The 12461-nt window shown below is 72.4% G+C and carries 10 protein-coding genes; 8 read left to right on the top strand and 2 right to left on the bottom strand.

Annotation, left to right across the window (positions count from 1 at the left end):
• Positions 1-52 precede the first annotated feature (52 nt).
• The gene (locus ACTWM8_RS23530) at positions 53-1039 is read right to left on the bottom strand and encodes a TAXI family TRAP transporter solute-binding subunit (RefSeq protein ID WP_446214643.1); all 987 of its coding nucleotides are present in this window, start codon (positions 1037-1039) and stop codon (positions 53-55) included.
• A complete protein-coding gene (locus ACTWM8_RS23525; RefSeq protein WP_446210929.1) occupies positions 933-3272 on the bottom strand; it encodes a TRAP transporter permease in 2340 nt (779 codons plus the stop codon). Before ACTWM8_RS23525 ends, ACTWM8_RS23530 begins: the two co-directional genes overlap by 107 nt.
• Before the next feature lie 362 nt (positions 3273-3634).
• Between ACTWM8_RS23525 and ACTWM8_RS23520 the strand changes: the two genes are divergently transcribed.
• The 8 genes from ACTWM8_RS23520 (at position 3635) to ACTWM8_RS23485 (ending at position 12348) form a co-directional block, all read left to right on the top strand.
• Complete coding sequence (locus ACTWM8_RS23520; protein WP_088960835.1) at positions 3635-4567, top strand: ABC transporter ATP-binding protein; 933 nt, start codon at positions 3635-3637, stop codon at positions 4565-4567.
• Between the two features lie 65 nt (positions 4568-4632).
• Positions 4633-5169: a hypothetical protein gene (locus ACTWM8_RS23515; protein WP_446210928.1), complete on the top strand. Its 537-nt coding sequence runs from the start codon at positions 4633-4635 to the stop codon at positions 5167-5169.
• A 136-nt stretch (positions 5170-5305) separates the two neighbouring features.
• Positions 5306-6094 carry an ABC transporter permease gene (locus ACTWM8_RS23510; RefSeq protein WP_446210927.1) on the top strand — a complete coding sequence of 263 codons (789 nt, stop codon included), beginning with the start codon at positions 5306-5308 and terminating at the stop codon, positions 6092-6094.
• 9 nt (positions 6095-6103) lie between these two features.
• Positions 6104-6913, top strand: coding sequence for an ABC transporter permease (locus tag ACTWM8_RS23505; RefSeq protein ID WP_446210926.1), 810 nt, complete (start codon positions 6104-6106; stop codon positions 6911-6913).
• Between the two features lie 64 nt (positions 6914-6977).
• Complete coding sequence (locus ACTWM8_RS23500; RefSeq protein ID WP_446210925.1) at positions 6978-8063, top strand: YihY/virulence factor BrkB family protein; 1086 nt, start codon at positions 6978-6980, stop codon at positions 8061-8063.
• Between the two features lie 209 nt (positions 8064-8272).
• A complete protein-coding gene (locus ACTWM8_RS23495; RefSeq protein WP_446210924.1) occupies positions 8273-9451 on the top strand; it encodes an ROK family protein in 1179 nt (392 codons plus the stop codon).
• Between the two features lie 241 nt (positions 9452-9692).
• Positions 9693-11204, top strand: coding sequence for a sugar ABC transporter ATP-binding protein (locus ACTWM8_RS23490; RefSeq protein ID WP_446214642.1), 1512 nt, complete (start codon positions 9693-9695; stop codon positions 11202-11204).
• A gap of 31 nt (positions 11205-11235) precedes the next feature.
• The gene (locus tag ACTWM8_RS23485) at positions 11236-12348 is read left to right on the top strand and encodes an ABC transporter permease (protein ID WP_446210923.1); all 1113 of its coding nucleotides are present in this window, start codon (positions 11236-11238) and stop codon (positions 12346-12348) included.
• Positions 12349-12461: the final 113 nt, after the last annotated feature.

Below are 12461 nucleotides of genomic sequence, written 5' to 3'. Positions count from 1 at the left end.
GAAGGGTCGGGGACGCCGGGCCCGGGCGGTGGCCCGGACCCGGCGCCGTCGGTCAGCTCGCGCCGAGGTCCTGCAGGGCCTTGGCCGCCCCGCGGTGCAGCGGTACGGGGTCGGTCTTGCGGGCGTTGTCCAGATTGATGCCCTTGGCGGCCGGGCTGGCCTGGGCCAGCGCGTCCTTCTTCTCGAAGACGGTCCGCGCGACGGCGCAGGCGACGTTCGCGTTGAGGTCCTTGCGGACCAGCAGCACGTTGGGCACCACGATGGTCGGGGTGTCCGCCGCCGTCTTGTAGACGTCCGCGCGGATCGTCCCGGCCTGGTACGCGGGGTTCAGCTCGGTCATCTTGGGCAGCAGCGGGGCGATGTCGAGGAACTTCACCTTGTCGCCGGCCGTGGTGAACAGGTCGGTGACCCCGCCGGTCGGTACCCCGCCGGACCAGAAGAAGCCGTCGATGCTGCCGTCCTTGACCCCCTCCACGGTCTTGGCCAGGTCGAGCCGCTGCGCCTGGACGTCCTTGGCCGGGTCGAGACCGGCGGCGGTGAGCAGGCGGTTGGCGATGACCTCGGTGCCGGACTTGGGGGAGCCGGTGGAGATCTTCTTGCCCTTCATGTCGGCGACCGAGCCGATGCCGGCGTCGGCCCGCACGACCACCTGGGTGTAGTTGTCGTAGATCCGGGCCAGCGCCTCCACCGGCTGCGGCGAGGTGAAGCTGCCCTTGCCCTGCACCGCGTTGACGGCGGTGTCGAAGAGCGAGAAGGCGACGTCGTACTGGCCCCCGACGAGCTGCTCGATGTTCTGCACCGAGGCGCCGGTCTCGGCGGCGGTGCCGGTCAGTTTGCCGTCGGTCGTCGTGGAGAGCTGGCCGGCGAGGGCGTTGCCGACCACGTAGTACACGCCGGTGGCGTTACCGGTGGCGATGCCGACGCGGGTGCTGTCAGTGACCTTGCAGGTGATCTCGCTGGCGGCGTCGTCCTTCGTCGCGCCGTCCTGTTTGCCCCCGCAGCCGGCGGCGCCGCTCGCGACGAGGGCGAGCGCCCCCACTCCCGCGGCCAGCCGCACGTTGATCCGTCTCACTGTTTTCCTCCCCATGGTTCACCGGTGGTGTTGCCGACGGCTCGCCGGTCCGGTTGGCGGAGCCGCGTCGTACGAGGACACCCGCCACCACGGCGGCGGCCAGGACCGCGCCGACCGTGACCGGTACGGGTTCGAGCCAGAGCAGCGTCAGCCCGGCGAGCGCGCCGAGGATCCGCTCCGGTACGCCGGCCGGGCCGACGCCGGGCAGCCAGCCGCCCGCCGCCACGGCGAGCACGGCGACGCTGAGCGCGGAGACCACCGCGGCCACGGCGACCCGCTGCGGCCCGCCGATCCCGAGCAGCCCCAGACCGGTCGGGGTGATCACGAAGGCGATCGGGATCAGGTAGGCCGGCAGGGCGTACCGCAGGGTCTGCCACATGGTCGGCACCAGCCGGCCGCCGGTGACCGCGGCGGCGGCCACCGCGGCGAGCGCGGTCGGCGGGGAGACCTCGGACAGGACCGCGAAGTAGAAGACGAACATCGCCGCGGCGGGCGCGGCGACGCCCAGGTCCAGCAGGGCCGGGCCGATGATCACCCAGCCGATCACGAACGAGGCGGTGACCGGCACGGCCAGCCCCAGCAGGCTGAGCGCGACGGCGGCCAGCACGGCGGTGAGCGCCAGCACCACGGCCGGGTCGGACGAGACCGCCTGCGCGCCGGAGACCAGCAGTGCCGCCGCCTGCGGGCCGAGCCCGGTCTTGGTGGTGGTCGCCGTGATGATGCCGGCCGCGGCGCAGACCGCGCTCACCGCGAGCACGCCGCGCGCGCCGGTGCCCAGCGCCTCGACCAGCCGGGCCGGGGTGAGCCGGTGCCGGCGGTCCAGGAACGACAGCGCGGCGGCCAGCACCGTCGCCCCCACCACCGCCTTCGTCGCCGAGACGCCCAGGGCGAGCAGGCCGGTGATCACCAGCAGGGACAGGAAGTGGTAGCCGAAGCGGCCCAGCAGCCGCCAGGGCGAGTCGGTGTGGACGACCACCGGTCGCACGCCCGAGCGCCGGGCGTCGATCTCGACCGCGAGCAGGATGCCGAGGTAGTACAGCACCGTCGGGATGGTCGCCCAGCCCAGCACCTGCAGGTACGACACGCCCAGGTACTCGGCGATGATGAAGGCGGCCGCGCCGAGGGTGGGCGGGGACAGGATCGCCCCGACGCCGGCGGCGGCGAGCATCCCGCCCGCACGCTCGGCCGGGTAGCCGGCCCGGCGCAGCACCGGCCAGGTCACCGCGCCGATGCTGACGGTCGTCGCCGCGCCCGATCCGGAGACCGTGCCGAGCAGGAAGCCGGAGGCGACCGCCGTGCGCCCGGCGGCCGTCCGGGAGCGCCCGAAGGCGGCGGCGGAGAGTTCCACGAAGAACCGCCCGGCCCCGGAGAGGTCCAGCACCGCGCCGTAGATGGTGAACAGCACGATGTACGAGGCCGCCACGTCGAGCGGGGTGCCGTAGAACCCGCTGTCGGAGTTGTAGAACGCGTCCACGAGCTGGCCGAAGTCGAGCCCGGCGTGCGCCACCGGCCAGGACTGCGGCAGCAGCCCGCCGTAGTAGCCGTAGGCCAGGAACAGCAGGCAGACGGCGGGCAGGATCCAGCCGGTGGTGCGTCGGCAGGCCTCCAGCAGCAGGAGCAGCAGCACGGTGCCCATCGCGACGTCGAGCCCGACGAGCAGGCCCTGCCGGTCGAGGAAGGCGTCGTATCCGCCGCCCCCGCCGCCGACGGTGAACGGCAGCACCGGGTAGAGGCAGGCGACCAGGGCCGCGGCGGCCAGCAGCCAGTCCGACCGGGTCGGCCCGGCCGGGTCCGGCCCGTCGCCGGCGACGGGCGGGCGGCCCGGCCGCCAGGGGATCGAAAGGCCCGCCGGGTACGCCAGGAACACCGTCGGCAGCACGCCGGCCAGGAAAAGGATCAGGTAGTACTTGCTGCCCTGCGTAAGTGGTTGAAAGACCTGGACAAGTGCCAGCAGCGCGATCCCCACCGTCGTGCCGGTGACCAGAAGACGGACCGGGCCGGTGAGCGAGCGCCCCGGTTTCTCGTCCTCGAATTGCGCGGCGAGTTCGCGGGTGTCCGGCACCGTGCCGCGGGGTGGTGCACCCGCCGTGACCTGCGGGGGCAGGGGTGCCGGAGGGTCCTTGAGGGCGGCTCCCGCACCCCTGGAGCCGGTGTGCGGCACCGGTGGGGCGGGATTGTCGGAGAAACGTACGGACGACACGAGGGGGCACGATACGCCAATTATCTACGCCATGGAACATTGCCTATTGTCATTGCGGTCGGTAATGGCGATCTATTTCAATCACGCAGCGGAATCTGAGTAAAGAAGGATTTAACAAATTGATGGAGCTGAACTGTTGACAGGCGCCGGGGGGTGGGGGGCGTCCGAAAAGGATTCTGTCCATTATGGCCCGCATCGCCCCGCTGGCGGGCCGCGTCGACGGCTCGACGGTCAGATGCACGGGAGCGTACCGGGCGGTGACTGTCCGTAGTGTCAACTACTCTGCGTTGCCGGTTCCGAGCCGACTGTGGCGGGGCCGGAAACCCGTCGAGGGTGTCGGACGTCGCCGGTAGGGTCGGCCGGTGACCACTGCTCAACCACTCATCCAGGCTCGGGGGCTGGTGAAGCGGTTCGGCGACTTCACCGCCGTCGACGGCATCGACGTCGAGGTGCGCCCCGGCGAGGCGTTCGGCTTCCTCGGGCCGAACGGCGCCGGCAAGTCCTCCACCATGCGCATGATCGGCTGCATCTCCCCGCCCAGCGGCGGCGAGCTGCGCATCCTCGGCATGGACCCGGTGCGCGACGGCCCCGCCATCCGGGCGCGGCTCGGCGTCTGCCCCCAGCTCGACAATCTCGACCCCGAGCTGACCGTCCGGGAGAACCTCACCACCTACGCCCGCTACTTCGGCGTGCCCCGCGCGGTGGCCCGGGCGCGCGCCGCCGAGCTGCTCGACTTCGTGCAACTCACCGAGCGGGCCGACAGCAAGGTCGAGCCGCTCTCCGGCGGCATGAAGCGCCGGCTGACCATCGCCCGCGCGCTGGTCAACGAGCCCGAGATCGTGCTGCTCGACGAGCCGACCACCGGGCTCGACCCGCAGGCCCGGCACCTGGTCTGGGAGCGGCTGTTCCGGCTCAAGCAGCAGGGGGTGACGCTGGTGCTGACCACCCACTACATGGACGAGGCCGAGCAGCTCTGCGACCGCCTCGTGGTGATGGACGGCGGGCGGATCGTCGCCGAGGGCTCGCCCCGGGCGCTGATCGAGCGGCACTCCACCCGCGAGGTGGTGGAGCTGCGCTTCGCGGCCGAGTCGCAGGAGGCGTTCGCCGGCAAGCTCGACGGGCTGGGGGAGCGGGTCGAGGTGCTGCCCGACCGGATCCTGCTCTACGTCACCGACGGGGACGCCGCTGTCGGCCAGGTGGAGGCGCGGGGCCTGACGCCGGCCAGCGTCCTGGTCCGGCGCAGCAGCCTGGAGGACGTCTTCCTGCACCTCACCGGCCGCACCCTGGTCGACTGACGGCCGTGGCCGGGGCGGCCCCGGCCACTGCGTAGCATCGGCGGTCGACGGGGGAGGAGTCCACCATGGATGCCGGATCGAGACGCCAGGCCGGGTTGACCGCGCTCTACCTTGGCGTGTTCGCCACAATCTGGTTCAGCGTGCCGGCGGCCGACCCGCCGCTGCGCACCGCGCTCGTGGTGGCCAGCGGCCTGGCCCTGCTCACCGCGCTGCTCGGGGCGGTCATCGTGGTCCGGACCGGGCGCGCAGCCGCCGCCCTGCCCCGCGACCGGGCCGCCGACCGCCGGTACGGCGTCATCGTCGCCGTCGAGTTCGCCGTGGCGGTGCTCGGCGCCCTCGCCCTGGTCGGGCTCGGCTGGTCGGAGTTCGTTCCGGTCCTGGTCTGCGCGGTGGTCGGGCTGCACTTCGTGCCGCTGGCCCCGGTGCTGCGTGACCGGCTGCTGGTGCCGCTCGGCGGCGCGCTGTGCCTGGTGGCGCTGGCCGGGCTGGTCGTCGCGCTCACCTCGTCGGTCCAGGCCGGCCTGGTCGTCGGCACCGGCGCCGGGCTGCTGCTCTGGGGCTACGCCGCGCTCGCGTTGCTCGCCAGGACCCGCACCGCCTGAGCGGCGCCCACGACGTTCCACCGCCGCACCGGGTAAAGGGCGCGACACGCGGGGCGGCCGGCCGTAGGGTTGCCGCGGCCTGTCGTACCCCCGGGGTAGGAAGGCCGTGGTGGACGGCGGGTGAGAGGAGGTCCGGGTGAGCGTGGCGCAACGGCCCCCGTTGCCCAGGGTGCCGGCGCTGGCGGTGCTGGCGCACTACCTGACCGGCTACCGCCGCACCTGGCGGGCCGGGGTCTTCTCGTCCTTCCTGCTGCCGACACTGACCGTGGTCGGCTTCGGCCTGGGCGTGGGCGCGTATGTCGACCAGGGCGTCGACGGGGTGCGCTACCTCGACTGGATCGTGCCCGGGCTGCTCGCCTCGACCGCGCTCCAGGTGACCATCGGCGAATCGACCTGGCCGGTGTTCAGCAACTTCCAGTGGATCAAGACCTACTCCGCGCAGACCGCGGCGCCGCTGCGGATCCGCGACATCCTCGCCGGCCACCTGGCCTTCGTGCTGTTCCGGGCGCTCACCGCCAGCGTCGCGTTCCTGCTGGTGACGGCGCTGTTCGGGGCGCTGCGCTCGGGCTGGGCGGTGGCCACCCTGCCGGTGGTGGCGCTGCTCTGCCTGGCGGTCGCCGCGCCGACCTTCGCGTACGCGGCGGTGGTGGACAGCGACAGCTGGCTGGCCATGCTGTTCCGGTTCGCGGTGATCCCGATGACGCTCTTCGCCGGGATCTTCTTCCCGGTCGAGTCGCTGCCCGGCGTGCTGCGCTGGCTGGCGTACGCGACGCCGCTCTGGCACGCCGTCGACCTGTGCCGCGCGGCGACGCTCGGCGTGGCCCCGCAGTGGTCCGTCGTCGGCCACCTGCTCTACCTCGCGGCCTGGGCGCTGGGCGGCTGGCTGCTGGCCGCCCGGCTCTTCCGTCGCCGGCTCGTGGTCTAGGAGGCTCGCGTGGTCACTCTCGTCCTGCCCCGGCTGCTCGACGTCTCCGGCACGTCGCGCCGGTCGGCCTCGGTGGTCGAGCGCAACGTGGCGGCGCTCAAGTCGGTCTACTGGCTGTTGCTGCTCTCCGGGTTCGTCGAGCCGGTGCTCTACCTGTTCTCCATCGGGGTCGGGGTGGGCCAGTTGATCGACGGGCTCACCCTGCCCGACGGCCGGGTGGTGGAGTACGCCGCGTTCGTCGCCCCGGCCATGCTCGCCTCCTCGGCGATGACCGGGGCGCTGGCCGAGACCACCTTCAACTTCTTCGGCAAGATGAAGTACCTCAAGCTCTACGACGGGATCATCGCCACCCCGGTGCGGCCCTTCGAGATCGCGCTCGGGGAGCTGGGGTGGGCGATGGTACGCGGCTCGGCCTACTCGGCGGCCTTCCTCGCGGTGATGGTGGCGATGGAGCTGACCTCCGTGGGGCGGGCGCTGCTGGCGTTCCCGGCGGCGGTGCTGGTCGGCTTCACCTTCGGCGCGATCGGCATGGCGCTGGCCACCTTCATGCGCAGCTGGCAGGACTTCGACCTGATGGGCTCGGCGCAGTTCACCCTCTTCCTCTTCTCGGGCACCTTCGTGCCGGCCGAGGACTACCCGGCGCTGCTGCGCTGGGTGGTGGAGGTGACCCCGCTCTACCGCTCGGTGCACCTGATCCGGGACATCTGTGTCGGCGGGTCCGGTTGGCTGTGGTTGCTGGACCTGCTCTACCTGCTGGCGCTGACCGCGCTCGGGCTGGCCGTGGCGTCCCGGCGGATGGTGGGCCTGCTCTACAAGTGAGGGGTTAACGGCTGGCTTTCCCGGGGCATGTCGGGGGGACAACCGTTGACCACGAGGAGGGGCGATGGCCTCCGACGACACGTCCGCCCGGGCCGGGCGCGACCGCGACGACCAGAACACCGCGACCGCGGCCGGGTCCCGTTCGGGCGACCCGGGGGGCCGTAACCCGCGCGGCAGCCGGCCGGTCGGCCCCGACGAGGGCCCGGAGAGCCCGGCCAAGCTGCCCGGCTCCGGCTGGGTGGCGGCCCTGAAGCGCACCGTCAGGGAGTTCCAGGACGACAACCTCACCGACTGGGCGGCCGCGCTGACCTACTACGGGGTGCTCTCCATCTTCCCCGGGCTGCTGGTGCTGATCTCCCTACTCGGCCTGCTCGGCGACCGGGCCACCGAGGGGGTCAAGGACACCGTCAACCAGGCGGTGCCGGAGGAGAACATCCGGAAGATCATCGAGGGCGCCATCGAGCAGGCGGGCGCCTCGGGCGGGCTGGCCAGCATCGCCGCGATCGTCGGTCTGCTCGCCGCCTTCTGGTCCGCCTCCGGCTACATCGCCGCCTTCATGCGCGCCTCGAACACCATCTACGACGTGCCCGAGGGGCGGCCGATCTGGAAGACCCTGCCGATCCGGCTCGGGGTGACCGCGGTGATCGGCGTGATGCTGCTGGCCTGCGCGGTGATCGTGGTCTTCACCGGCGGCCTCGCCGAGCAGGTCGGTAGCGCGATCGGACTGGGCTCCACCGCGGTGACCGTGTGGAACATCGCCAAGTGGCCGGTGCTGCTGCTCCTGGTCAGCCTGATGTTCGCGATCCTCTACTGGGCCTCGCCGAACGCCCGGCACGGCGGCTTCCGCTGGGTCAGCCCGGGCGGCGTGCTGGCCGTGGTGATCTGGCTGGTGATCTCCGGCCTCTTCGCCCTGTACGTCAGCAACTTCGCGTCCTACAACAAGACCTACGGCGCGCTGGCCGGCGTGATCATCTTCCTGGTCTGGCTGTGGCTGAGCAACATCGCCATCCTGCTCGGCGCCGAGTTCGACGCGGAGCTGGAGCGCGGCCGGGCCATCTCGGCCGGCCACTCGCCGGAGGAGGAGCCCTACGTCGAGCTGCGCGACGACCGCAAGCTCAAGAAGAAGCGCAACGCCGCCGGGGAGCGCTAGCCCCTCCGGCAGGCCCGAGGTCGACCCCGTCGCGTCCGGCGCGACGGGGTCGACCTTTTCTTGATCCACTTATAGCTTTTGTCCTAACGGACAAAAGTTGGCGGCGGATTGACCGAAGCTATGGACAGGAGGCACGGAAGGCTCCTACTGTGTCGGACACAACACATCGACGTCACATCGGTGTGAACCCCGACGCGGAGGTGGATCCCGTGCGGACGGCAGAACCCCTGCACCTACGGCTGTTGCGGCTGCTCCGCGACGCGGGGCCGGCGTCCCGGGCCGAGCTGGGTGACCGCCTCCAGATGCCCCGGCCCCGGCTGCTGGCCGAGCTGGAGCGGCTGGTCGGGCTCGGGCTGGTGGCCGAGGCGGGACTGGCCGCCTCCCGGGGCGGGCGCCGCTCGACCCTGGTCGAGCTGGACCCCCGGTTGCGCTTCGCCGCCGTCGACCTCGGCGCCAGCTCGATCGACGTCGAGGTGGTCAACGGCCGGCTGGAGCCGGTCGCCGCGTACGCCGAGCCGGCCGACATCCGCTCCGGCCCGAAGGTGATCCTGCACCGGGTCAACGAGCTGTTGCACAAGGCTCGGGTGGACGGGGCGTACGAGAAGCTGGACGGCGTCGGCGTGGGCGTTCCCGGGCCGGTGAGCTTCCGCGACGGGGTGCCCGTCTCGCCGCCCATCATGCCCGGCTGGGACCGGTTCCCCGTCCGTGAGCTGCTCACCCGCGAACACGGTTGCCCGGCGGTGGTCGACAACGACGTCAACATCATGGCGATCGGGGAACGGCACGGCGGGGTCGCCCACTCGATCGACGACTTCCTGTTCGTCAAGATCGGCACCGGCATAGGGTGCGGGATCTACCTCAGCGGCGAGGTCTACCGGGGCACCGACGGCTGCGCCGGCGACATCGGCCACATCCAGGTCGACGCGCACGGCGCGGTCTGCTCCTGCGGCAACGTCGGCTGCCTGGAGGCGGTCTTCAGCGGGGCCGCCCTGGCCCGCGAGGCCATCGCCGCCGCCCGGGCCGGCACCTCCCCGGCGCTCGCCGAACGGCTCGCCGCCCGGGGCGTGGTCACCGCCCGGGACGTCGCCGAGGCTGCGGTCGAGGGCGACGTCACCTGCATCCAGCTGATCCGCGACGGCGGCCGGCGGGTCGGCCAGGTGCTGGCCGGCCTGGTCAGCTTCACCAACCCCTCGATGATCGTGATCGGCGGCGGACTGGCCCAGCTCGGTCACATCCTGCTCGCCGAGATCCGCAGCGTGGTCTACCGCCGGTCGCTGCCGCTGGCCACCGGCAACCTGCCGGTCGTCCTGTCCGAGCTGGGCCCCCGCGCCGGTGTCGCCGGCGCCGCGGTGCTGGCGAGCGACGTCGCATTCGGGGAGGCATCGTGAGCGCGAGGAGTGAGCCGGGTCTGCGAGCCCCGCAGTCGCGAACGGAAGACGCCCCGGTGAGCGCGAGGAGTGAGCCGGGTCTGCGAGCCCCGCAGTCGCGAACGGAAGACGCCCCGGTGAGCGCGAGGAGTGAGCCGGGTCTGCGAGCCCCGCAGTCGCGAACTGAGGTGGCCCGGTGAGCGCGTCCGAGGGCGGGACGGCTCCGTTGGTCACCCCGCCCGCCGACACCGTCGCGGGCGAGGTGGTCCTGCGCCTCACCGACGTGGTGAAGACCTTCCCCGGCGTACGGGCGCTGGACGGGGTGCAGCTGGAGGTGCGGGCCGGCGAGGTGCACTGCCTGCTGGGGCAGAACGGCGCCGGCAAGTCCACCCTGATCAAGGTGCTCGCCGGGGTGCACCGGCCGGACTCGGGGCACGTCGAGTGGCGCGGCCAGCCCGCCGCCTTCGCCGACCCGCAGGCCGCCATGCGTGCCGGGATCGCCACCATCTACCAGGAACTCGACCTGGTCGAGGACCTCTCGGTGGCGGAGAACGCCTTCCTCGGCCACGAGCCGCGCCGGGTCGGCTTCGTCCGGCGCGGGCAGATGGCCCGCCGGACCCGGGAGATCCTGGGCCGGCTCGGCCACGGCGAGATCCCGCCCGGCCGGATGGTCCGCGCACTGCCGGCCGCCGGCAAGCAGGTGGTCAGCATGGCCCGGGCGCTCTCCCACGAGGCGCGACTGATCATCATGGACGAGCCGAGCGCGGTGCTGGCCCACGACGAGGTGGGCAACCTGTTCCGGATCATCCGGGAACTCACCGCGCAGGGCATCGCGGTCATCTACATCTCGCACCGGTTGGAGGAGATCCGCGAGATCGGCGACCGGGTCACCGTACTCAAGGACGGCCGGACCACCGCGGCGAACCTGCCCGCCCGGGAGACCCCGACCCGCGACCTGGTCGCGAAGATGACCGGCCGCACCATCGAGTACGTCTTCCCGGACCGCCCGGCCGCGACCGAGGCCGGCGCGGAGCTGCTGCGGGTCGACGGGCTCGGCCGCGCCGGGGAGTTCGCCGACGTCTCCCTCACCGTGCGGGCCGGCGAGATCGTCGGCATCGCCGGCCTGGTCGGCTCCGGCCGGTCCGAGCTGCTGGAGACCATCTTCGGCGCCCGCCGCGCCGACACCGGCACCGTCCGGGTGGACGGTCGGGCGCTGCGTCCGGGCAGCGTCGGCGCGGCCGTGCGGGCCGGCCTGGGGATGGCGCCCGAGGAGCGCAAGAGCCAGGCGCTGCTGCTCGGCGAGCCGATTCACCGCAACGTCACCCTCGCCACCTTCAGCCGGTACGCCCGACTCGGGTTCACCGACGCCGGCCGCGAGCGCGACGAGGCGGAACGGATCGCCGACAGCCTCCAGCTGCGGCCCCGGGACGTGCGCCGCCCGGTGCGCACGCTCTCCGGCGGCAACCAGCAGAAGGTGGTGGTCGGGCGCTGGCTGCTCGGCGACACCCGGCTGCTGCTGCTGGACGAACCCACCCGCGGGGTGGACGTGGGCGCCCGGGCCGAGCTCTACCGGGTGATCCGCGACCTGGCCGCGCAGGGCGTCGGGGTGCTGCTGGTCTCCAGCGAGGTGCCCGAGGTGCTCGGCCTGGCCGACCGGGTGCTGGTCATGCGCGAGGGCCGGAGGGTGCGCGAGGCGCCGGCCGGCGAACTGGACGAGAACACCGTGCTCGACCTCGTCATGGCGGGGTCTCTGATGGAAGGCGCGCCGGCATGAACGAGCGCACACAGCGGAGCGAGGTGGCGGCATGAGCGAGACCGCGACGCCGGAGAGCCGGGCGGAGCTGCCGGCGCAGTCCCCGCCCGTCGACCCGGCCGAGACGGCGGCGGCCGGCGGGAAGTCCGCCGGGCCGGGCCGGCTGTCCTGGTGGCACGGCGACGGCGGCGAGGGCGCGAAGCGCAACCTCGGCCTGATCGCGGTGCTGGCGGTGCTGGTCGTCATCGGCGCCGCCACCCGCTCGGACCTCTACTCCGACCCGGACTGGGTGTGGAACAACACCCTGACCATCCTCAAGCTGGCCTCGGTGGTCGGCGTGGTGACCGTCGGGATGACCTTCGTCATCATCGGCGGGGGCATCGACCTCTCCGTCGGCGCGATCGTCGCGCTGGCCGGGGTCTGGTGCACCACGGTCGCCACCCAGAGCTACGGCGCCGGCGGCATGATCTTCAGCGCGCTCACCGTGGGCGTGGCGGTCGGGCTGGTCAACGGCCTGCTGATCTCGTACGGGCGACTGGTGCCGTTCATCGCCACGCTGGCCATGATGGTCGCCGCCCGCGGCCTGGCCGCGGAGATCTCCGACAAGCAGACCCAGGTCTCGAACAACACCTTCATCAACGACATCGCCAGCACGAAGCTGCTCGGCATCCCGTTGCTGGTCTACATCCTGGCGGCCGTGGTCGCGGCGGGCTGGGTGCTGCTCAACCGCACCACCTTCGGCCGGCGCACGGTCGCCGTCGGCGGCAACCCGGAGGCGGCCCGACTGGCCGGCATCGACGTCCGCCGGCACACCCTGCTGCTCTACGCGCTCTCCGGCCTCTGCTGCGGCATCGCCGCGGTCATGCTCACCGCGCAGGCCAACTCCGCCCAGGCCGCCATGGCCAACCTGTACGAGCTGGACGCGATCGCCGCGGCCATCATCGGCGGGACGCTGCTCAGCGGCGGCCGGGGCACCATCGTCGGCTCCCTGCTCGGGGTGCTGATCTTCTCCACCATCACCAACCTCTTCGCCATCAACGGCCTCTCCACGGAGGCGCAGAACATGGTCAAGGGCGGCATCATCGTCGGCGCCGTCCTGGTCCAGCAGGTGCAGTTCCGCAGTCTGACCCAGTTCCTCGGCCGCAACCGGGCCACCACCGCCTGACCGTCCGCGGCGCGGTGACGCGCCGCCCTCCTCACGACACACCGCATCTCGGCGGCCACCTGACGACGGTGGCCGGGATCCGCACACCCTTTTCGCTCCACCACCGTCACTTT

The sequence above is a fragment of the Micromonospora sp. IBSANI012 genome (assembly GCF_052814045.1).
This window is presented reverse-complemented; position numbering and strand designations above follow the sequence as displayed.

Coding starts and splice junctions, on each gene's coding strand:
- ACTWM8_RS23515 (WP_446210928.1), top strand. CDS start 4,633: ATGGATGCCGGATCGAGACGCCAGGCCGGGTTGACCGCGCTCTACCTT.
- ACTWM8_RS23500 (WP_446210925.1), top strand. CDS start 6,978: ATGGCCTCCGACGACACGTCCGCCCGGGCCGGGCGCGACCGCGACGAC.
- ACTWM8_RS23485 (WP_446210923.1), top strand. CDS start 11,236: ATGAGCGAGACCGCGACGCCGGAGAGCCGGGCGGAGCTGCCGGCGCAG.